21 protein-coding genes are annotated in these 22,750 nt (G+C 45.9%); 20 read left to right on the top strand and 1 reads right to left on the bottom strand.

Annotated elements, in window-relative coordinates; all coding sequences use genetic code 11:
• The first annotated feature begins 145 nt into the window (after window positions 1-145).
• Complete coding sequence (locus ACZ5LF_RS09810) at window positions 146-1,216, top strand: DEAD/DEAH box helicase family protein (RefSeq protein ID WP_380570007.1); 1,071 nt, start codon at window positions 146-148, stop codon at window positions 1,214-1,216.
• Between the two features lie 71 nt (window positions 1,217-1,287).
• Here ACZ5LF_RS09810 and ACZ5LF_RS09805 read toward each other — a convergent pair whose 3' ends face one another.
• On the bottom strand, window positions 1,288-1,476 hold the full coding sequence (locus ACZ5LF_RS09805) for a hypothetical protein (RefSeq protein WP_380570006.1): 189 nt from the start codon (window positions 1,474-1,476) through the stop codon (window positions 1,288-1,290).
• A 12-nt stretch (window positions 1,477-1,488) separates the two neighbouring features.
• Here ACZ5LF_RS09805 and ACZ5LF_RS09800 point away from each other — a divergent pair, with 12 nt between their 5' ends.
• The 19 genes from ACZ5LF_RS09800 to ACZ5LF_RS09710 all read left to right on the top strand — a co-directional run bounded on the left by ACZ5LF_RS09800 (window position 1,489) and on the right by ACZ5LF_RS09710 (window position 22,750).
• Window positions 1,489-1,878: a ComF family protein gene (locus tag ACZ5LF_RS09800; RefSeq protein ID WP_380570005.1), complete on the top strand. Its 390-nt coding sequence runs from the start codon at window positions 1,489-1,491 to the stop codon at window positions 1,876-1,878.
• 55 nt (window positions 1,879-1,933) lie between these two features.
• Entirely contained in the window at window positions 1,934-2,488 is a 555-nt protein-coding gene (gene hpf, locus ACZ5LF_RS09795; protein ID WP_380570004.1) for a ribosome hibernation-promoting factor, HPF/YfiA family, read from the top strand.
• A gap of 154 nt (window positions 2,489-2,642) precedes the next feature.
• Window positions 2,643-5,162, top strand: a complete 2,520-nt coding sequence (gene secA / locus ACZ5LF_RS09790; protein WP_380570003.1) for a preprotein translocase subunit SecA — start codon at window positions 2,643-2,645, stop codon at window positions 5,160-5,162.
• 17 nt (window positions 5,163-5,179) lie between these two features.
• A protein-coding gene (prfB, locus tag ACZ5LF_RS09785; RefSeq protein ID WP_380570002.1) for a peptide chain release factor 2 occupies window positions 5,180-6,290 on the top strand; the annotation gives its coding sequence in 2 pieces (ribosomal slippage) (window positions 5,180-5,251 and window positions 5,253-6,290; 1,110 coding nt in all).
• 119 nt (window positions 6,291-6,409) lie between these two features.
• On the top strand, window positions 6,410-6,796 hold the full coding sequence (locus tag ACZ5LF_RS09780; protein ID WP_380570001.1) for a c-type cytochrome: 387 nt from the start codon (window positions 6,410-6,412) through the stop codon (window positions 6,794-6,796).
• 329 nt (window positions 6,797-7,125) lie between these two features.
• Window positions 7,126-8,250 carry a LysM peptidoglycan-binding domain-containing protein gene (locus tag ACZ5LF_RS09775; protein ID WP_380570000.1) on the top strand — a complete coding sequence of 375 codons (1,125 nt, stop codon included), beginning with the start codon at window positions 7,126-7,128 and terminating at the stop codon, window positions 8,248-8,250.
• A 126-nt stretch (window positions 8,251-8,376) separates the two neighbouring features.
• Window positions 8,377-8,961 carry a TlpA disulfide reductase family protein gene (locus ACZ5LF_RS09770; protein ID WP_380569999.1) on the top strand — a complete coding sequence of 195 codons (585 nt, stop codon included), beginning with the start codon at window positions 8,377-8,379 and terminating at the stop codon, window positions 8,959-8,961.
• A 2-nt stretch (window positions 8,962-8,963) separates the two neighbouring features.
• The gene (locus ACZ5LF_RS09765; protein ID WP_380569998.1) at window positions 8,964-9,602 is read left to right on the top strand and encodes a YfbR-like 5'-deoxynucleotidase; all 639 of its coding nucleotides are present in this window, start codon (window positions 8,964-8,966) and stop codon (window positions 9,600-9,602) included.
• Between the two features lie 3 nt (window positions 9,603-9,605).
• The gene (locus tag ACZ5LF_RS09760; RefSeq protein ID WP_380569997.1) at window positions 9,606-9,842 is read left to right on the top strand and encodes a DUF2198 family protein; all 237 of its coding nucleotides are present in this window, start codon (window positions 9,606-9,608) and stop codon (window positions 9,840-9,842) included.
• 79 nt (window positions 9,843-9,921) lie between these two features.
• Window positions 9,922-11,901, top strand: a complete 1,980-nt coding sequence (gene uvrB, locus ACZ5LF_RS09755) for an excinuclease ABC subunit UvrB (RefSeq protein ID WP_380569996.1) — start codon at window positions 9,922-9,924, stop codon at window positions 11,899-11,901.
• Window positions 11,902-11,905: 4 nt separating this feature from the next.
• Window positions 11,906-14,746 (top strand): excinuclease ABC subunit UvrA, encoded by a 2,841-nt coding sequence (gene uvrA / locus ACZ5LF_RS09750; RefSeq protein ID WP_380569995.1) that lies wholly within the window; start codon window positions 11,906-11,908, stop codon window positions 14,744-14,746.
• Window position 14,747: 1 nt separating this feature from the next.
• On the top strand, window positions 14,748-15,899 hold the full coding sequence (locus ACZ5LF_RS09745) for a DUF4097 family beta strand repeat-containing protein (RefSeq protein WP_380569994.1): 1,152 nt from the start codon (window positions 14,748-14,750) through the stop codon (window positions 15,897-15,899).
• Between the two features lie 146 nt (window positions 15,900-16,045).
• A complete protein-coding gene (gene hprK / locus ACZ5LF_RS09740) occupies window positions 16,046-16,984 on the top strand; it encodes an HPr(Ser) kinase/phosphatase (protein ID WP_380569993.1) in 939 nt (312 codons plus the stop codon).
• A complete protein-coding gene (gene lgt, locus ACZ5LF_RS09735) occupies window positions 16,974-17,804 on the top strand; it encodes a prolipoprotein diacylglyceryl transferase (RefSeq protein ID WP_380569992.1) in 831 nt (276 codons plus the stop codon). Before hprK ends, lgt begins: the two co-directional genes overlap by 11 nt.
• Window positions 17,801-18,289 (top strand): acyltransferase, encoded by a 489-nt coding sequence (locus ACZ5LF_RS09730; RefSeq protein ID WP_380569991.1) that lies wholly within the window; start codon window positions 17,801-17,803, stop codon window positions 18,287-18,289. Before lgt ends, ACZ5LF_RS09730 begins: the two co-directional genes overlap by 4 nt.
• Window positions 18,282-19,700, top strand: a complete 1,419-nt coding sequence (locus ACZ5LF_RS09725; RefSeq protein ID WP_380569990.1) for a tetratricopeptide repeat protein — start codon at window positions 18,282-18,284, stop codon at window positions 19,698-19,700. Before ACZ5LF_RS09730 ends, ACZ5LF_RS09725 begins: the two co-directional genes overlap by 8 nt.
• A gap of 65 nt (window positions 19,701-19,765) precedes the next feature.
• Window positions 19,766-20,713: a thioredoxin-disulfide reductase gene (gene trxB, locus ACZ5LF_RS09720; protein WP_380569989.1), complete on the top strand. Its 948-nt coding sequence runs from the start codon at window positions 19,766-19,768 to the stop codon at window positions 20,711-20,713.
• A 182-nt stretch (window positions 20,714-20,895) separates the two neighbouring features.
• Window positions 20,896-21,780 (top strand): RNase adapter RapZ, encoded by an 885-nt coding sequence (gene rapZ, locus ACZ5LF_RS09715; protein WP_380569988.1) that lies wholly within the window; start codon window positions 20,896-20,898, stop codon window positions 21,778-21,780.
• On the top strand, window positions 21,767-22,750 hold the full coding sequence (locus ACZ5LF_RS09710) for a gluconeogenesis factor YvcK family protein (RefSeq protein WP_380569987.1): 984 nt from the start codon (window positions 21,767-21,769) through the stop codon (window positions 22,748-22,750). The genes rapZ and ACZ5LF_RS09710 overlap by 14 nt, the downstream gene beginning before the upstream one ends.

Below are 22,750 nucleotides of genomic sequence, written 5' to 3'. Positions count from 1 at the left end.
AAATGAAGGTGTCGACATCACCATTCCAAAGTGTCATCGCTGTGGCAATGGGCGACGTGAGCATTTTTACACATATCGATCGCCTCTGCACGAAAAAGAGGTATCCTACTGCTTGAAATGCGTGAATCTAGGGCGTGCAGACACAATGACACCATTATACTGCAGCACATCCGTAGACCGTTGCGACAGTGCCGGGTACATTTTGGATTTTGAACTGACGGAACAGCAGGTATATGCTTCAGCCAGGATCATCGGGGCCTTGGAGGGGCGTCACCATCTGCTTTTATATGCAGTGACTGGTGCGGGCAAGACTGAGATGACGTTTGCGGCTGTTTCACGGGCAAGGCAGAATGGGATGAATGTTGCCTTTGTCTCCCCGAGAATCGATGTGGTAAAAGAAGTATACATCCGGTTGGAGCGGGCCTTTTCGGGCAGTGCCATCAGCCTCATGTATGATGGCGTCAAACAGGTGCGCGGTCATCATTTCGTCGTATGTACCATCCATCAGCTCTATAACTATATCGATCATTTTGATTTTGTCATCGTCGACGAGACTGACGCTTTCCCCTTGCCGGAAGATCCGCTGCTCATGCAATCGATCAGCCGGGCGTGCAGGGAGGGGGCATCGATCATTTATATGTCTGCGACCCCGTCACGAAAACTGATCAGGCGGGTCGGTAAAGAAAACGTGGTGATTCTACCGGAACGCTATCATGGCTATAAGCTCGCCATACCGAATATTCGGTATATCGACGTTGGAAAGGGTGTCTACAGGAACAGGGTGCCCGCCGTCTGCATAAAAGAACTGGAAGGTGTCTTGAATGCCGGGAGGAAAGTGATGGTGTTCTTCCCGGACATTGCATTGATGAAGAAGATGCATCAGCTGATGCAGCGCGAATTCCCAACAATCGAGACAGTGTATAGTGCTGATCCTGACCGCGACGGTAAAGTGGCCCGTATGCGGGCGGGGGAGACTGATATTCTCTTTACGACCACCATATTGGAACGTGGCGTGACGTTCGATCGGCTGGATATAATCATCATCCATGCAGAAAGATTCAGTAAAGAGAGCCTTGTGCAGATGTGCGGCAGGGTTGGAAGGAAACGGACCGATCCAATCGGTAATATTTGCTTCATGGCTGCCTATAGGACCTCTTCCATCACGGCTGCACAGAAGATGCTCAAATCCTTCAATGCAGGAAGCATCAAGATATGATCTGCCTATACTGTCATTCAAACATCCAGGAGGAGCCTGATATAATCACCCTTTTCAAGAAACCCAGCCCTCTATGCCTCGTTTGCCGGGAACTGCTGACAGAATGGCGTACCGGTCTGCGCTGTGACTTCTGCCACCGCCTGATGGAAGAAGATTGGCATAAATGCATGGATTGTGACTTTCTGAAGCGGCGTTTCACGCCACCCGCCAAGATTACTTGCCTCTTGGAATACAATCAAACGGTTAAAATGCTGTTCCATAGATATAAATTCATGGGCGATTACGCACTGTCAGAAGTTCTCGCGGAGCTGCTGGATATAGATCTGCAGGGGTACGATGCCGTCATCCCCATCCCGTTGTCTGAAAATCGGTTTGGAGAACGCGGATACAATCAGACGGCAGCAGTGCTTGAGCAGAAGCGGATAGTCTATAAAGAAGCGCTTGCCACCACCGATAGAGCGAGACAATCGGAACTGAGTAAGGTGTTGAGGGTCAATGGGGAGAACCCTTTCAGTGTCTTGAACGGGAGTGAATTCCGCGACCGACGCCTTCTGCTGGTCGATGATGTATATACGACCGGCATGACAGTGCATCATGCACTCGAGAAACTCTACACCATTTCCCCATCCTCAGTTGATGTGCTAACGTTTTCCAAAGCATGAACATTCTGATATAATGAAAGTAGTAAGAATAACGTACTCAAGGAGGGGTTTCATCATGATAAGATGTGAAATTCGAGGAGAGAACATTGAAGTAACCGACGCCATCAGAAGCCACATAGAGGAAAAAGTGGGCAAACTGGAACGTTACTTCACCAATGCTCCCAATACACACGCTCATGTCAACATCAAGACCTATAATAACAAGAAGGCTAAAGTTGAAATCACAATTCCTATGAAAGACCTGACTCTGCGGGCGGAAGAGAGCCATGATGACCTGTATGCAGCCGTCGACCTGATCATCGACAAGCTGGAAAGGCAAATCAGGAAACATAAGACCAAAATCAACCGTAAGTTCAGGGAGAAGAATCCGGAGCAGGATTTCCTGGCAACACTTGAAGCGGCAGATAACGGTGATGAAGAGGCGGAAGAGACATCTGAAATAGTACGTTCAAAGCAATTCCAGCTTAAACCGATGGATTCTGAAGAGGCAGTGTTGCAGATGAATATGCTCGGCCATGATTTCTTCATCTTCAACGATAGGGAAACTGATGGTACAAGCATTGTCTATAAACGCAGAGACGGTAAATATGGTCTTATCGAAACCAATTAAAGAGTGGTTCCATGTTTTTTTGAGACCTGTTGAAAAGGATCCCCCGGCTATAGTCGGCCAGGGATCCTTTTTGATTCCTTCATTTTATTTTTAGCCCATTTAGTGCTATTATTATTGAATGAATATAGAGTGAAATTAGTGAGGAGAGAAATCCATGGGTATTTTGGACAAAGTCTTTGACGGCAATAAACGGGAGTTGCGTTCTCTCCAGAAGATCGCAGAGAAAGTCGAGGCGTATAAAGAAGAATTCGCCAGATTGTCGGATAGCCAACTGCAGGCGAAGACGGATGAATTCAAAGCAAGGCTTTCCGAAGTTGAAGATGATAAAGAAGACAAGATGCTTGATGAAATTCTTCCTGAAGCATTTGCAACAGTCAGGGAAGCTTCAAAGCGGACGCTTGGCCTTGAGCCGTATCCAGTACAGATTATGGGGGGCGTGACGCTTCATAAAGGCGATATCGCTGAAATGAAGACCGGGGAAGGTAAAACACTCACAGCAACGATGCCCGTATATCTGAATGCACTGACCGGAAAAGGGGTTCATGTAATCACTGTCAACGAATATCTTTCCGCCACCCAGATGGAAGAAATGTCCGTCCTCTACAATTTCCTCGGGCTGAGTGTAGGATTGAACATGAATGCCAAAAACAGTGAAGAAAAAAGGGAAGCTTTCAATGCCGATATAACATATACGACAAACAATGAACTTGGCTTCGACTATTTAAGGGATAATATGGTGACATATAAGAAAGACCGTGTCCTACGCACACTGAATTATGCGATCATCGATGAAGTCGACTCCATTTTAATCGATGAAGCGCGTACACCACTGATCATCTCCGGTAAAGCTGACCAGTCGAATACACAATATATCAGGGCCAATGCTTTCGTTAAGATGTTGAAGGAAGATGAAGATTTCACATATGATGTGAAATCGAAAAACATCCAATTGAATGATGAAGGTATGGAAAAAGCCGAGAAATGGTTTAAAGTCGACAACCTGTACGATGTCAAACATGTTAACCTTCTGCACCATATCAATCAGGCATTGAAGGCCCACTTCTCAATGCAAAACGATATCGATTATGTGGTCGAAGACGAAAAGATCGTCATAGTCGATCAGTTTACAGGAAGAAAGATGAAGGGACGCAGATTTTCCGATGGGCTGCACCAAGCCATCGAAGCCAAGGAAGGTGTCGATATCCAAAATGAATCAAAAACGATGGCATCGATCACTTTCCAGAACTTTTTCAGACAGTTCAACAAGCTCTCAGGCATGACCGGTACAGCCAAAACGGAAGAAGAGGAATTCCTCAATATATACAACATGAAAGTAACGGTCATCCCGACCAACAAACCACTTGCCAGGATTGACCGCACCGATAAGATATATTCGACCAAGGAATTCAAATTCAAGAATGTGATAGAAGAAGTGGTTGAACGCTACCGATTAGGGCAGCCGGTCCTGATAGGTACGGTCGCTGTCGAGACAAGTGAGTACCTCTCGGAGATGCTCCGCAAAAAAGGAGTCAGGCACAACGTACTTAATGCGAAGAACCACGGGCGGGAAGCTGAAATAATCGCCAATGCAGGTAAAAAAGGCGCTGTAACAATCGCCACGAACATGGCCGGACGTGGTACGGACATCAAACTCGGTGAAGGTGTGACTGAACTGGGTGGACTCGCCGTTATAGGGACAGAGCGGCATGAATCCCGTCGCATCGACGACCAGTTGCGTGGCCGTGCAGGCCGTCAGGGGGACGTTGGAGTCAGCACATTCTACTTATCCCTAGAAGACGATTTGATGAAGCGGTTCGGGTCTGAACGGATGCAGAATACCATGCAGCGACTGGGTATGGCCGAAGAGGAATTGACTTCCAAAATGATTTCCAGGGCAGTCGAATCGGCGCAGAAACGTGTAGAAGGCAACAACTTCGATGCACGTAAGAAGTTGCTTGAGTATGACGATGTACTGCGCCGTCAGAGGGAAATCATCTATGAAGAACGTAATGAAGTGATAGATGAAGAAGATGTGCGCGCCCAGTTGATGGGGATGATTGAATCATCCGTCGAACGTACCGTAGACTATTATATTCTGGAAGACGAAGAGCTTATAGATTATCAGCAGTTTGTCCAGACTGTCGCCGATATGTATCTGTGGGAAGAAGAGATTACTGTTGATGAAATACGTGGGCGTGAAAATGAAGAAATCACAGCCCTTATCCTGGAAAAAGTACAGGCGGATCTCGCAGCGAAGGAAGCGAAGCTCGGCTCAGAAAAGATGCGGCTATTCGAGCGTATGATGATGTTGCGTACAATCGACCAGAAATGGGTTGAGCATATAGATAGTATGGACCAGTTGAGGACGGGCATCCATCTGCGCTCATATGGGCAGATCAATCCTCTTAGGGAATATCAGAATGAAGGCTTGCAGATGTTTGAAGACATGCTTGTCGCGATAGAGGACGATACAGCACGATATGTCATGAAGACGGAAGTCAAATCTGATGAGGAGATCAAGCGTGAACAAGTCATTGCAAAAAATGAAATGCATGCAGGGGACAGTAAGGAAAAAGCGAAAAAAGGCCCAGTAAAGAAAGAGATGAGGGTGGGTCGGAATGACCCTTGTCCTTGTGGATCAGGAAAAAAATATAAGAATTGTCACGGCAAATAAGAGAAAGAAGGGTAATTATGGAAATACATGAAATCAGGAACTTCATTACGGAGATGCACGGTAAATTAGATGACTTTAGGGGGTCTCTTTGACTTAGAGGAAAAAGAAACGCAGATAAAAGAGTATGAAGAGCAGATGACCGACCCGGGTTTTTGGGATAATCAGGAAAAGGCTCAGGAAGTCATAGATAATAACAACAATTTGAAGAAAGTTGTAGATGAGTTCCATGCCATCGAGGAAGCCGTTGAGGATATGGAAGTATCCCACGAGCTGCTCAAAGAAGAAGATGATGAGGAAATGTATCAGGTGCTTGAAGAAAATGTTGATCAAGTACGCGCCAAAATCGATAAATTTGAGTTTAACATGCTTCTGAACAATGAACATGATGAACTGGATGCGATTCTCGAGCTGCATCCCGGCGCAGGAGGCACCGAGTCCCAGGATTGGGCCGAGATGTTGCTTAGGATGTATCAGCGGTATGCCGACCAACAGGGCTTCAAAGTCAAGACGCTCGATTATCAGTCAGGGGACGAAGCTGGCGTGAAAAGTGTGGCACTACTCATCAGAGGGTTGAACAGCTATGGGCTGCTAAAAGCTGAAAAAGGGGTTCATAGGCTAGTGCGGATATCCCCATTTGATTCATCCGGAAGGAGGCACACCTCTTTTGTTTCCTGTGAAGTCACACCACAATTCGACAATAAGGATATTGAGATTGAAGTTAAACCAGATGACATCAATGTGGATACGTACCGTTCCAGCGGGGCCGGGGGACAGCATGTCAATACATCCGATTCAGCTGTCAGAATCACGCACCACCCAACCGGAATCGTCGTGACCTGTCAAAATGAACGGTCCCAGATCAAAAACCGGGAACAGGCGATGAATATGCTCAAGTCCAAACTTTACCAAAAAGAACTTGAGGAGCGCCGCGCGGAGATGGATGCCATCAAAGGAGAACAGAAGGAAATAGGCTGGGGTAGTCAGATCCGCTCCTATGTATTCCACCCATATTCCATGGTAAAGGATCACCGCACAAACATGGAGGTGGGCAATACCGAAAAGGTGATGGATGGGGATATCGGTCCCTTCATCAATGCCTACCTGCGCATGACGATGGATGAAAATTAAGTTCCGGCGTCCATACCCTACAGTATGGGCGTTTTTAAATATTCAATTAATGTTTATCTCACTCTTGTAGAGGGTAAGAGACCTATATAGTCTATATCATATGTAAAGGAGACAGTGTAATGAAAAAGATCTGGTTACTTATGAGTTTTGCATTGGTTCTCGTTCTCGGCGCCTGTGGAGGGTCTGGAGATGAGGAATCCACAGAAGAATCGACTGGTGAAGCAAGTACTGAGGAAGAAAGTAGTGCAGAGGAAAGCAGTGCAGATTCCGGAGATACAGAACTTGCCAAGCAAGCATATGAGCAAAATAACTGTATGAGCTGTCACGGTGAAAATCTTGAAGGCGCATCCGGTCCAGCACTTACAGATGTCGGCAGTAAGCTGTCGGAAGACGAGATACGTACACAGATTGAAGAAGGTGGCGACGGCATGCCTGCTGGCCTCATTTCAGATGAAGAGGAAATGGATGCCATTGTAAAATGGTTGTCCAGCCAAACAGGTGAGTAGGCTGTTCGATCATCGCATAGAAGGTGACGTGCAGTGATATTGCCTTAAAAACCCAAAACATAGAACTATGAGTAAAAGCGCCTGACTGGCATATGCCAGTCAGGCGCTTTTACTGCTTAACATTATATTATGTTGTATTTCAGTGATTTCTTTTACATTACAAGTGTATTACAAAGGCACAAATGGCTGATATTCTGTGCTATAGTGTGCAACGTAGTCACCAAGAAACTTTTCAAGATTAAGCCACAATCTAAATCTACCCTGAGTGGGATAGATATAAACATAAACACGTACATATAGATTTAAAAAATAGGAGGATTTATTTACTTATGAAAAAGACGCTATTATCAGTCGCAACAGTCACTGCACTCACAGGTGTCGCATCCAGCAATATATCTGCAGCAGATTACACGGTAGAGAGTGGAGATACGCTTTGGGGCCTTGCAACTGAACACGGAACAACAGTTTCTGCGCTTAAAGAAGTAAATGGACTCTCTAGCGACCTTATTATTGAAGGCGAGCAGCTGAGCCTTGATGAGAAAGAAGAAGTTAAAAAAGATGAGACGGCTGGTGATGGCACATACGTCATCCAACCAGGCGATACCCTCTTTAAAATAGGACAGAAATTCAATGTCGACTACCAACAGATTATGGAATGGAATAACCTATCTTCCGATCTTATCTTTGCAGGTAAAACATTGATCGTCTCCGGTAATGCTGCACCTGCTGTACAAGAACAAACTGAAGTCGTTGAAGCTGCACCTGCTGTAGAAGAACAGACTGAAGTTGTCGAGACAGCACCTGCTGTAGAAGAAACCGTTGAAAATCAAACATCTTCTGCAGTTGAGCAGACTGAGGCGAATCAGGCAGCAGCGGAACAGCGTGCGGCAGAGCAGGCTGGAGCAGAACAGGCAGCAGCGGCAGAGCAGGCTGAAGCAGAACAAACGACATTAGAGCAGCCTTCTGCACCAGCGGCACAACAGAACAATGATCGTGCAGCGGAACAAGCTGAGGCAGAACGTCAGCAAAGAATTGAGCAAAGGGAAGCTGAACAAGCAAAAGCACAAAAGCAGGAAGCTGAACAAGCTCAAAGCCAGCAAGTATCAAATGTGGGTGGCAATGCAGCCTCTGTTGCACACTCGGTAGCAGCAGGCAAGAGCTATGTATACGGTGCAAATACTTCTACAGCAGTAGATTGTTCAGCCCTTTCCCAACAGTTCATGAAAGCATTTAAGGGCGTTAACCTTCCAAGAACTGCCGCAGGTCAAATGGCAGCAGGTACACAAGTGTCCAACCCTCAACCGGGAGATCTTGTATTCTTCAATGGTGGTTCACACGTCGGTATCTACATCGGCAATGGCCAAATGGTCGACGCATTGAATCCATCTGAAGGTGTAGGACAGCGTGCTGTGAGTTATGTGCACGGTTCAATCGATGGATACTTCAGATATTAATCAATATAATGTTAGGTCAGGACTCGGTCCTGGCCTTTTTTCATGCACTTCAGCATGCTCTATTAAATGTAAGTCTCTATAAGTTATGTTAAACTAATCTAAATAAATAATAAGGTTTGTTGAAATATGAAACTTAAAAACATCGTCATCATAATCATATTGGGCTTATTCTTTTTGACAGTCGGGGCAGGCGTCACTGCTGTCATCAACATGTCGGAAGAGGGCTTGAAAGAACAATCTTTAAAAACACTCCAGGAGTCGGAAGGTAAGGACAACCATCATGCAGTTGGCATGAACATCATCGATGAGAAAATGGAGGGTGTACGGAATGATGGGAAAAAAATGAAGGCGATCATAAAAGATAATGAAGTGACTGTCATCAACTTTTTTGCCTCATGGTGTGACCCATGCCGTCGCGAGACACCTGAATTGAATGAATTCCATCAGGCGCATAAGGACCAAGCCGTTGGCATCATCGGAATAAATGTAGACGATAAGGCATCCAATAGAAATAAGTTCCTGGAAGAATTCAAAGTCTCCTACCCAGTCTATGAGTTTTCGGATGAAGATTCTGCCCTCCAGACCTTCAATATCCATCTGATGCCTACGACATTTTTTGTGGATTCTGAAGGAGAAATAATCAGAGCATATGTCGGGGAGGTCGAGCGTAAACTGCTTCAAGATTACATCAACTACGTCAAGGAGGAATAATTATGGGAGTCCACCAATATTTTAAAAGTCTAAATGATCTGGAAAAACTCGTGAGGTGTCCCGGGAAATTTAAATACCAGGACCATAATGTGGCAGCCCATTCTTTTAAAGTGACTAAAATCGCCCAGTACCTAGGCACTGTAGAAGAACATAATGGAACGAGTATTGACTGGAAAAGCCTTTATGAGAAGGCGTTGAACCATGATTATCCGGAAATATTCACAGGTGATATCAAAACACCTGTCAAATATGCCTCTGATGAACTCAATGTGCTGTTCAAAGAAGTTGAAGAGAGCATGACTAAGCGGTTTGTGATGGAAGAATTTCCAGTCGAGTATCAGGAAACCTATTTAAGGCGTTTCAAAGAGGGCAAGGATGGTACTGTGGAAGGTGAGATATTGGCCGTAGCGGATAAGATCGACTTGTTATATGAATCCTTCGGTGAAATACAAAAACGTAATCCCGAGCCTCTATTTTTTGAAATCTACGAAATGTCCCTACTGACCATCAGAAAATATTCCCATCTGGAATGTGTAACCGACTTCCTTGAGAACATACTTCCGGATATGTTGCGGGAGAGGTTCATACCGAAAACGGAACTAATGGATATTACTGAAGCCATAATGGAAAAGGAGCTCTGATGAATGTCCCTTTACTGGTACATGATGGGAATGGTGGTCCCGGCTCTTACAGTGGTGATTTTTTCAAGATTGACACGCAACAAGTTCGTCGCAGTATTCCTGACCTTCATAATCTTCGGAGTCTCCATCTATCGTGGTTTCTATCATTCTGAATGGGTGATATTCATTGACTCGCTGTCGATAGTCTTAGGGTACATGCTAGTGGAAGTTTACCAAGTCGATAAAGAAGAAGACGATTAGCCAGAACCGAACAAATGTTTGCCATTTCTATTTTTATTTTGTAAAATAGTCTACGAACATATTAATGGGGGAAGAATGAATGGCCAAATTCGAAGTGGTCTCCAAATTTGAGCCTGCCGGCGATCAGCCAAAGGCGATAGAAGAGATTACAGACCAGATCAAGTCCGGAAATAGACATCAGACACTACTTGGTGCGACAGGCACCGGGAAAACATATACCATGAGTAAAGTGATTGAAAAAGTGGGGAAACCAACTTTAATAATTGCACACAATAAAACTTTGGCAGGACAACTATACAGCGAATTCAAGGAATTCTTCCCGAATAACAGGGTAGAGTACTTTGTGAGTTACTATGATTATTATCAACCTGAAGCTTATGTCCCTCAAACGGATACCTTCATAGAGAAGGATGCACAGATTAATGATGAAATAGATAAATTGCGGCACTCTGCAACGAGTGCGTTGTTTGAGCGCGACGATGTGATCATCATTTCATCTGTCAGCTGCATCTACGGTCTTGGTAACCCGGAAGAATACCGTGATATGGTGGTGAGCGCACGGGTTGGAATGCAGATGGACCGTAATGAGTTTCTGCGTAAGCTCGTGGATGTCCAGTATTCACGAAATGATATCGATTTCAGAAGGGGTACTTTCAGGGTGCGGGGAGACATTGTCGAAGTATTCCCAGCTTCACGCGATGAGCAATGCGTGCGCGTTGAATTCTTTGGCGATGAAATAGATCGCATCAGGGAAGTGGACTATCTGACTGGTGAAGTGTTGGCAGAGCGCGAGCATATCGCAATCTTTCCCGCCTCTCACTTCGTCACGCGCGAGGAAAAGATGAAAGTGGCCATCGGCCGCATAGAAAAAGAGCTTGAAGAGCAACTTAAGATTTTGCGCGATGATAACAAACTGCTTGAGGCACAACGTCTCGAACAGCGGACGAACTATGACTTGGAGATGATGCGGGAGATGGGCTTCTGCTCAGGGATAGAAAACTATTCTGTCCACCTGACGCTGCGCCCTATGGGTTCGACACCATACACACTGCTCGATTATTTCGATGATTTTCTAGTCATGATAGATGAGTCCCATGTCAGCGTACCGCAGATAAGAGGCATGTATAACGGAGACCAGGCAAGAAAGAAAGTTTTGGTGGACCATGGATTCAGATTACCGAGTGCACTCGATAACAGGCCTTTGAAATTCGAAGAATTTGAGGCGAAGACACAGCAGTTGCTTTATGTCTCAGCAACGCCTGGACCTTACGAGATGGAGCATACTGAGAAGATGGTCGAACAAATCATAAGGCCGACCGGATTGCTGGATCCCACTATCGATGTCCGACCGACGGAACATCAGATTGATGACCTGCTTGAAGAGATTGTGACCCGGAGCGAGAAGAATGAGCGTGTCCTGATCACAACACTGACCAAGAAAATGTCAGAAGATTTGACTGCCTACCTAAAAGAGTCCGGAATAAAGGTTCAATATCTGCACTCCGAAGTCAAGACGCTTGAGCGTATTGAAATAATCAGGGAACTCAGGATGGGTGTCCACGATGTACTGGTTGGAATCAACCTACTCCGGGAAGGTCTGGATATCCCTGAAGTTTCACTGGTCGCAATATTGGATGCCGACAAGGAAGGGTTCCTGCGCTCAAGTCGGTCACTTGTCCAGACAATCGGTCGCGCAGCCCGTAACAGTGAAGGACATGTGATTTTATATGGGGATAAAATGACCGATTCGATGAACTACGCCATTGAAGAGACCGCAAGACGACGCGAAATTCAAATTGAATATAACAAAAAACACGGCATCACGCCTCAGACTATACAGAAAGAAGTACGAGATTCGATCAGTGCGGAAGTGGAAGTTAAGACAGAAAGCAGAAGTGACGGATCGGATAAGCGTACCAAGACCAAGATGACGAAAAAGGACAAAGAGAAATTGATGGTCCAGCTTGAAGAAGATATGAAACAGGCTGCCAAGGATCTCGATTTCGAAACCGCTTCAGAACTCAGGGACGCACTATTCGAATTGAAAGCAGAAGGGTGATATTTTGAAGAACAAGTATATCAGTGTAAGGGGTGCAAGACAGCATAACTTAAAAGGCGTCGATGTCGACATCCCAAGGGACAGCCTGGTGGTTATGACCGGACTGTCCGGTTCCGGGAAGTCTTCCTTGGCGTTTGATACCATATATGCTGAGGGTCAACGACGCTATGTGGAGTCTTTGAGTTCTTATGCCAGGCAATTCCTGGGACAGATGGAGAAGCCAGATGTAGATTCGATAGAAGGGTTGTCACCTGCGATCTCCATCGATCAGAAAACAACAAGCAACAACCCAAGATCGACCGTATCTACGATTACTGAGATATATGATTATCTCAGACTGCTTTATGCAAGGGCGGGCACTCCGTTCTGTCCAATCCATGGTGTCGAAATCACGTCCCAGACAGTTCAAGAGATGGTCGACCGGGTCATGGAGCTCCCAGAAAGGACTAAAGTACAGCTTTTTGCCCCTATCATAAAGGGTCGTAAAGGGTTGCATGAAAAGGTGTTTGAAGATTTGGCTAGGGAAGGGTATGCCCGGGTCATCGTAGATGGCGAAATGTATGACATCGAATCCGTACCGGAACTCTCCAAAAATAAAAAGCATGATGTGGACGTCGTCGTCGACCGGCTTGCCATTCGCGAAGGCATTGAAGCGCGCTTGAGCGATTCGATGCAGACCGCACTTGAAAAAGGGGAGGGGAACATCACCGTCAATGTCATCGATGGGGAAGACATGCATTTCTCCGAACATTTCTCCTGTCCAATATGCGGTTTCACCATATCCGAAATGGAACCTAGACTGTTCTCCTTCAACGCCCCGTATGGAGCGTGTCCGGACTGTGATGGCCTAGGGATGAAAATGGCAGTGGACGAACGCCTCGTCATCCCTGATGCAGAACTATCATTAAAGGAGGGGGCGCTTCTCCCTTGGCAACCAATCAGCTCCGACTATTACCCAACCCTGCTCAGACAGACTTGCGAGCATTTTGGTATAGATATGGACACCCCCTTTAAAGACCTGAAGAAGAAAGAAAAAGACCTGATACTGCATGGATCTAAAGGCGAGATGGTCAGCTACAGATTCACCCAAAGCAACGGTATAGTCCGCAATCGCAAGATGCCTTATGAAGGAATCATAAATAATATCGAACGGCGCTACAAGGAGAGCCCATCTGATTACACAAGGGATGTAATGAGCAGATACATGAGGGAAATCACATGTAAGACATGTGAGGGGTACCGGTTGAATGCAGAAGCCCTTGCTGTAAGGATAGAGGGGCGGCATATAGGCCAGGCAGTGGATCAGCCGGTCAAAGAGGCGATAGATTTCTTTGATGGACTCTCCCTCTCTGAACAAAACAGAAAAATCGCTGCACCGATCCTTAAAGAAGTGTACGAGCGCCTGTCCTTCCTTCATAATGTCGGCTTGGACTATCTGACGCTAAATAGACGAAGCGGCACACTCTCTGGGGGTGAAGCCCAGCGCATACGTCTTGCGACACAGATTGGCTCAAGGCTCAGTGGAGTGCTGTATATACTTGATGAGCCTTCGATTGGACTCCACCAAAGGGATAACGATCGCCTGATCAATACACTAAAGGATATGCGCGACCTCGGTAATACTCTGATTGTGGTGGAGCATGATGAAGACACCATGCTTGCAAGTGACCACCTCATTGATATCGGCCCTGGGGCAGGGGAGCATGGTGGACGTATAATGGCTCAAGGTACACCGGAAGAAGTGATGGCGAATGAAGATTCGATCACCGGTCAATATTTGAGCGGCAAGAAGGAAATTCCACTGCCGATTGAGTACCGCAAACCTGACATGAAAAAGGTGTTGGAAGTACGCGGAGGCAAAGAGAACAACTTGAAGAATCTCAATGTTAAAGTTCCGCTGTCAGTTTTGAATGTGGTCACCGGGGTCTCGGGGTCAGGTAAAAGTACCCTGATCAACGAAATCCTCTATAAAGGACTTCATACCAAACTGTATAAATCAAAGCAGATACCCGGGGACCATAAAGAGATAAGAGGCGCAGAAAACATCGAGAAGATAATCGATATCGACCAGTCGCCGATTGGCCGTACACCACGCAGCAACCCTGCAACCTATACAGGCGTATTCGATACAATCAGGGATGTCTTCGCCCAGACGAATGAAGCAAAAGTGCGAGGGTATCAAAAGGGACGGTTCAGCTTCAACGTCAAAGGGGGAAGGTGTGAAGCCTGTAAAGGCGATGGCATCATCAAAATAGAGATGCATTTTCTGCCCGATGTATTCGTACCATGTGAAGTATGTGATGGAAAGCGTTATAATAGAGAGACTCTGGAAGTTAAATATAAAGATAAGAGCATTGCAGATGTCCTGCAGATGACAGTGGAAGAGGCGTATTATTTCTTCGAAAATATTCCGAAGATCAAACGCAGGATGAAAACATTGCTTGATGTGGGGCTTGGCTATGTACGATTGGGTCAGCCTGCTACGACATTGTCAGGCGGGGAAGCACAAAGAGTCAAACTCGCTTCCGAACTGCACAGACGATCTGAGGGGAAAACGTTGTATATATTGGATGAACCCACTACTGGCCTTCATTCGGAGGATATAGGCAAATTGATTACTGTGATCCAGCGTCTTGTCAATAACGGGGATACCGTCATTGTCATCGAACATAACCTCGATGTCATAAAAGTGGCCGACCATGTCATCGACCTTGGCCCGGAAGGCGGCGATGGGGGAGGGACCATCGTAGTCAGCGGCTCAACCCAGGACGTAATGGCAGAACCGGAAAGCTATACGGGACAGCACCTAAAAAAATGGTTGGACAGAAACCATCAGGGGGATTGAAATGGATAACAAAGACCGCATTCTGAAAATGTTGGAAGAAGGAAAAATTACGTCAGAAGAAGCAATCCGTTTAATGGAAGCGATAGAATCCAAAGAGAAACAGGATGATCCAGTACAGGACACAAAAGAAGACAGAAGCAATCGGAACCGCTCGACTAAAAATGGATCGAAGGATATCCTCAACCAATTCATGGATGAATTTCAGAAGTATGTAAACCCTGAAAAGGCAAATGAAGCATTGAATCAAGTCAAAAACAAAATGGAAGGGCAGAAGCAGACTGCACAAGTCTACCGCACTTTCGAGAAGGCATTCGACAGTGTCAAAAACAGTTCCATTGATGCAATGTTTACACAAGGTTCAAAAAATCGTCTCATCGAAACGGTCGAGGACGACTATTCGAATGTATCAATCGATATTGCGAACGGCAATATCAAGGTTGTGCCAACAGATGGCTCCACTACAGCGAGATTTGAAGTCACTCCTTTCTACAGAAAACTTGATAAGCAACGTAATTATTTCCAGGACATCATCTGTGAAGTCAAGAATGAAGAACTTCTCATCGTCTCAGACATCCGTACAGCCCGGGTGAATATTGAACTCCAGGTGAATCGGGAAACGCTCAGACGACTCATCATCTCAGGGTCTAACGGCAATGTTCAGATTGAATCCCAATCCTTCAATGATCTTACCATCGATCTTTTGAATGGCAATATCTCCATCGAAGATGCAGTGAGCAGCAATGCATTCATCAGAACATCAAGGGGCGATATAACCGTTAAAGCAGGTTCCCATGGATCGATAGAGATGATTTCCATGCTTGGGACAATCAACACCGATAAGTTGAATGCAAAAGATATTACAATATCTTCAAATGGTTCAGTGAATGTTTCCTTGGAGCCAGGGACCGAGTCAGCCACAGTCAATGCCAACATGGGCAGCATCAATATAAACATCCCGCACGCACGCGCTGTGGAAGGACGCTTGAGCACCGTCATCGGGCAGATCAATTATCCTCCGGACCTGAATGTCAGATTCATGAAATCGCAGGATATCGGGTTCAAGGAATTGATGCTCCTCAATGATACGGAAGAAGAAGCACTGCTTCTTGAAGTGGGAACCAAATTTGGCAGTGTTACACTGCACCGCAGTTAAAGAACACACTATAGTCCAGCAATTGCCGGGCTATAGTGTGTTTTTGTATATAGTTGAAAAATTGCCCCATGTAATCAAGTTCCGTTTCATTGAAAAGGGCAGCTCGATTCTTTATAGTTGAATTATTAAATGTCTGAGGTGACCCAATGCTCACAGTTAAAAAGATCATAGACGAATTTCAACTGAAATTGATTTCCGGGAATGATGGCATCAACAAGGAAATCACCAATATCGATGTCTCGCGTCCGGGCCTTGAGATGGCAGGTTATTTTTCCCACTATTCATCCGATCGCATACAAATACTTGGGATGACGGAAATTTCATTCTTTGAGAGAATGCTTACGGAAGAAGAAAGGGAAGATCGGCCGAAAAAGTTGTGCCGTAAAGAAACGCCCTGCATCATCATCACACGTAATCTGAATCCGCCGCTTGAATTTATAGAAGCGTGCAACCAAAGCCGAATTCCTCTTCTGGTCACTGAGGACAACACGACTAATTTTACGAGTAGAATCTCCAATCATCTGGAAAAAGCTTTAGCGCCAGAAACCAACATGCATGGTGTACTGGTGGATATATATGGGATTGGTGTCCTGATCACCGGAGAAAGTGGCGTAGGAAAGAGCGAAACGGCGCTGGAACTTGTCAAGAATGGTCATAGGCTCGTAGCTGATGATAATGTTGAGATAAAAGAAGTGTCGAAGAATGTACTTATTGGTGCTTCGCCGCCGATCATACGCAATCTGCTTGAGATACGCGGCCTTGGCATCATTAATGTTATGACGCTTTTTGGAGCGGGGAGCATCCTGGAGGAGAAGCGCGTCATGCTCAATGTGAATCTTGAGGCCTGGGAGAAGGGAAAAACTTATGAACGTCTCGGCCTGGATCAGAATAAGCTGAAGATCTTGAATACTGAGATCGACCAGAAGACCATCCCCATCCGTCCGGGGCGTAGCCTGGCGGGCATCATTGAAGTGGCTGCCATGAATTATCGCATGCAGTATATGGGATATGATGCAGCCCAGGAATTCAATGATCGTCTGAACCGTCAAATCCAAATCAACGGAGGGATGATTGATGATCTATAGCGCACCGTTCAGCCCGATCGCAATTGAACTCGGCCCGATAGGAATCCACTGGTATGGCATCATCATAGCAGCCGGCATGCTGCTTGGATACTACATAGCAGACCGTGAAGCAAACCGAAAAGGTCTTCCTGAAGGACTTTTCATGGATTTGATGTTCTACATCATCATTGCTTCAATTATAGGTGCAAGATTATATTATGTTATTTTCCAATGGGAATACTATAGCCAGAATCCATTTTCCATACTCCTGATCAATGAAGGGGGTATGGCGATTCATGGAGGATTGATCGGTGGCTTCATCGCTGGTATCGTCTACTGCCGGGTTAAAGGCTTCAGTTTCTTTCAGTTGGCGGACATTGCGGCCCCGAGCCTTATTTTGGGACAGGCTATAGGCCGTTGGGGAAACTTTATGAACCAGGAGGCGCATGGGGGAGAGGTCTCCAGAAACTTCCTGGAATCCTTGATGCTCCCAGACTGGATCATCAACCAAATGTTTATAGACGGTGCGTATTACCACCCTACATTCCTGTACGAATCCGTATGGAATATAGTAGGCTTCATCCTTCTCCTCATGCTCCGTAAAAAACTGAAAGTGGGCCAGACCATCCTTCTATACTTGATGTATTATTCCCTCGGCCGTTTCTTCATAGAGGGAATGCGCACAGATAGTTTGATGATAGGAGAACAGCTGCGTACCGCACAGCTGATTTCAATCATCCTGATTGTTGTGGCAGCGGGTGTCTGGATCTATAGGGAAATGAAATATAAGTTGCCGAAATACCGGGAGGTACAAGGCATCTATAAAGGAAGACGAAAATGAGGAAACTTGAAAAATTCAAGGCGGGTGCGATAAATCCGCTGTGGCATCTATATAGGACAGTCTCACGCATTAAAGTTGCCAAGAACTTCATCATAATAGAACTTGGCCGGTTTTGTCCCTCGACCAGATGGAAGCACGTACTATACAGGAAAGGGCTCGGTATGAAGCTTGGGGAGAACGTTTCTCTTGCCTACAAAGCCATGCCGGACCTGATGCATCCAGAGCGCATCCACATTGGCAAAAACAGTATAATCGGGTATAATACAGTGATATTGACTCATGAATACCTCGTGGATGAGTATCGTCTCGGGAATGTGTACATCGGGCATGATACTATGGTGGGTGCAAACGTCACTATTTTGCCGGGGGTGAGTATCGGCAATCATGCTGTAATAGGGGCGGGAAGCGTCGTTTCAAAAGATGTCCCCGACCACTCGGCAGCTTACGGTAATCCGCTTATAATAAGGAGTATGGATAATGACTAGGAAAGTGATTCCGTTCGATCAGAATGGAGAATTCCATTTTAATCAAGGTCTGAAGAAAACAGAACAGAATAAAAAACCGGAGGCGCTCAGGAGCTTTCAGAAAGCCTATGAACTTGACCGGAATAATCTGGCATATCTGTCCCAGTATGCATACTTGCTTGCTGAAAATGGCCGCGGTGCAGAAGCTGAACATATATTGATCAACGCATTCATTCAGCATCAGTATGATGCTGAATTTTATTTTATATTAAGTCAGCTTTACATCATCAGCAATGATGCGAATAAGGCGTTTCTGTTCGGTGTACAGTATGTCAAATATGAGCCGGACTCCGGCTATGATGAGGAACTGGAAGAGATGTTCGAAGTGAGTATTCATGATGAAGAAGAGGTGGAGCGGGAAGCGGCGAGATTTACAGCGCAGCATCTGTTCCAGCATCTCTTTATGAACGCCAGGATAGAAGAGGCTCTGGAATTTCTATTCACAGTACCTGAAGACATCCGGAAGGAACGCGAATTCAGAAATCAGAAGGCCATGGCGCTCCTATTCCTGAACCGTTATGATGAAGCGCACGAACTATTGGAGCAGCTATTTCTGGAAGATCGCACGGATATGCATGCATTGAGCCATATGACACTCTTGTACTATCATACGGGGGAAGAGGATAAATTCAATGAATTCCTTAAAAAGTTGGAAGTGGTGCAACCATTGGATGATGATGCCCGGTTCAAAGTGGGACTCGTGCTCAATTTCCTTCAGAAGTACGAAAGGTCATACGAGCTTCTTTATCCTTTATTCAAAAAACAGTCGTTCATCAGTTTCCAGCTGCTCCATGCATTGAGCCATGCAAGCTATCATACTGGTCGTGCGGAAGAATCCAAGATGTTCTGGAATCGTATGCAGACGTTTCATCAGGTAAAGGAAATATATAGCCCTTGGAACCGTCATCGGGCATCTGAGAAAGTAACAGAGATAGAAACTGCCTACTTGAAGGATGACGATCCGTACAGACGTCTTCTAGGCCTCTATAAGATCTACAATGTCGTTCCGAGGGACGTCATATTGGGTCATGATGTGTGGGACACGATTGAAAATCTGGAAGATTACGAGAAATTGTATATCTCATTCCTTTTCCAGGGGCTTAAGCTGGTCAGGCTGGGACGGATGCATAAAGGACTTGAGGCACTGTCGCAAGCCGGTTTTACGGATGAAGAGGACCAGATGTCCTGGATAGAACTATTTCACGAACTGTATGAGCAGAAAGTGGAGCTGGAAGATATTGATGCCTTTGCAGCTGCGGCAATGTATTTCCATAAGCGCGAAAGGAAATTCACCAAAAAATATCTCGTCGAGACATTCGGCACTACACTCTACCGTTTGAATAAGGCATTGGGGCATATCGAGCAGAAATGATGAAATAATGTAAATATCCCTTTATAATATTTAACAGCTGATAATACGGAAAAGGAGTTTTGACCATGACTGAAGAAAAAAATATTTATGACGTCGTCATCATCGGTGCAGGGCCGGCAGGAATGACAGCTGCCGTCTATGCTTCCCGGGCAAACCTTAAGACAGTGATGCTTGAACGCGGTATGCCGGGTGGACAAATGGCAAATACGGAAGAAGTTGAGAACTTTCCTGGATTTGACTTCATAACAGGTCCTGAATTATCCACCAAAATGTTTGAGCACTCCCAAAAGTTTGGTGCCGAATATAAATATGGCGACATTAAATCCATTGAAGATCAGGGAGATGTCAAAGTGCTTAAAACGGGCAATGAGGATATCTACACGCGCACTGTCATCATAACGACAGGTGCCGAATATAAGAAGGTCGGAGTCGAGGGTGAAGAAGAACTCGGCGGCCGCGGCGTGAGCTATTGCGCAGTATGTGACGGCGCTTTCTTCAAGGAGAAGGAACTCGTCGTAATCGGCGGCGGGGATTCTGCAGTAGAAGAAGGGGTCTTCCTGACGAAATTCGCAAGCAAAGTAACTGTAGTGCATAGGCGTGATCAGTTGCGGGCTCAAAAAATCCTCCAAGACCGTGCGTTCAAAAACGACAAGATGGATTTCATCTGGGATACTGAGATCCAGTCCATCAACGGTGAGGGTAGAGTGAAGAGCGTAACGCTGCTTGATAAGAATACAGGCTCAACGTACGATTATGAAGCAGATGGCGTCTTCGTCTATGTGGGCATGAAGCCACTGACTGCACCATTTGAAGGTTTGGGCATCTTGAATGAAATGGGATATGTGGTCACCAATGATGAAATGGAGACATCAGTCCCGGGCATCTTTGCAGCTGGAGACGTACGTAACAAGACCCTGCGTCAGATCGTCACAGCAACCGGGGACGGCAGTATAGCTGCCCAGAACGCCCAGCACTATATCGAGAAGCTTGGAGATATGCAGGAAAGCAAATAGGAATGTTACCCCAGGGTTTTGGGCCAATGGCAGTAGGATGTCTTATCCAACTGCCATTGGCCACGTCACCCTGGGTTTTTTTAATAGAGTCCTAGAGGCAGGAAACTTACTGAGTGTTGCGGGAGAAGATGCGAGATGGTTTAATTGAAAGAGGCAATTAACGCTTAAGAGGATGTGGATCTATGAAAAAACTGAGTATAGTGACGGGCATGAGCGGGGCCGGAAAGTCTGTAGCGATTGAAGCGCTTGAAGATATGGGGTATTTCTGCATTGATAATCTTCCCCCGATTCTGCTCAAAAAAGTCCTGGAATTGATGGAAACGACAGAAGGACAGATGGACCAGGTCGGCTTGGGCATAGACCTCAGGGGCAAAGAGTTCTTTGACCAGCTACTTGTTGAAATAGAACAGCTGAGGGATCATCCGGATATTGCCCTGGAAATAATATTCCTGGATGCAGATGACAACCGCCTCGTCTCACGCTATAAGGAAAGCCGACGGGCACACCCGCTCGATGGAGAGATGGTCTTGTTGGACGCAATCATGAAGGAACGTGAACTTCTGAGTGTTCTGCGCGGCCATGCCTCCCATATCATCGACACGACCGAAACGACTCCAAAAGAATTAAGGAACCTGATGTTCGAAAAATGCTCTGGAGAAAACAGTCCAGCCTTTAATATAAATGTGCTGAGCTTTGGCTTTAAGCATGGCCTGCCAATCGATGCGGATTTGGTGTTCGATGTGCGTTTTCTGCCGAATCCCCATTATATTGATGCCCTGAGGCCTTTGACAGGACTCGATGAACCGGTCTCGGACTACGTCATGAAATGGAAGGAGACCAAAAAGTTCTATAAAAAACTGTATGATCTCCTTAAATATATGATCCCCCAATATATAAAAGAGGGGAAAGCGCAACTGGTCATCGCCATCGGATGCACAGGTGGCAAGCATCGGTCTGTAACGCTTGCAGAGAAGCTCACAGAAGACCTGAGTGAAGACTTTAATTTTACCATCCGGGCGGTCCACAGAGATGCACCGGTAGAAGGTGCAGAACATGAAGAAGATTAAGATTACAGTAGTCGGGGGCGGCACCGGGCTGAGTGTTTTAGCCAGAGGCCTGAAAAGATACCCGGTGGATATAACCGCCATTGTTTCTGTAGCAGATGACGGCGGCTCGACCGGGCTTATCCGCGATAAGATTGATATGCCGGCACCAGGGGACATCAGAAATGTAATGAGTGCACTTAGTGAAGTGGAGACGAAATTGGATAATCTCTTTTCTTACCGCTTCAATAAAGATGCACTCGATGGTCATGCACTCGGCAATCTCATGCTGGCTGCGATGTATGATATGACCGGTGATTTTGCCGTGGCAGTCAAGGAATTAAGCAAGATACTGAACGTCAAGGGTACCGTCATTCCGTCGACCAATATCAGTCCGGAGCTGGCTGCACGTATGGCTGACAACTCGATTATCGTCGGAGAGAGCTATATTCCGGAAGTTGGACAGAAGATAGAGGAAATGTATTTGATTCCGGACGATACCGTAGCAACCCCCGAGGCCATAGAAGCCATCGAGTCTTCTGACGTCATCGTCTTTGGACCGGGGAGCCTGTATACGAGCATCATCCCCAACCTGATACCTGAGGGCATGAAGGAAGCGATAATTAAAGCGCGCGGCATTAAGGTCTATATTTCAAACATCATGACTCAGGCTGGCGAAACGATAGATTACAGCGCTGCAGATCATCTTGAAGCCATCCATCACCACGTCGGCCAGAATATTGCAGACTTCATTATTTTGAATGAGGAAGATATCAAAGGCCGCATATCTAATTATTACCATGAAAATGATATGGAGATCGTCGAGAGTGACAGAGAGAGGCTCAGACAGATGGAAGTTGAAGTAATGACAGACCACCGCCTTGTCCAGATCGATGAAGATGGGGCAGTACGGCACAACAACAAAATACTGGCGCAGATGATCTATGACATTGCGCTTAGGGAAATCAGTACGTTGCAGTATAGGAAAAAATAG

It is taken from the genome of Salinicoccus siamensis (assembly GCF_055391965.1).
This window is presented reverse-complemented; position numbering and strand designations above follow the sequence as displayed.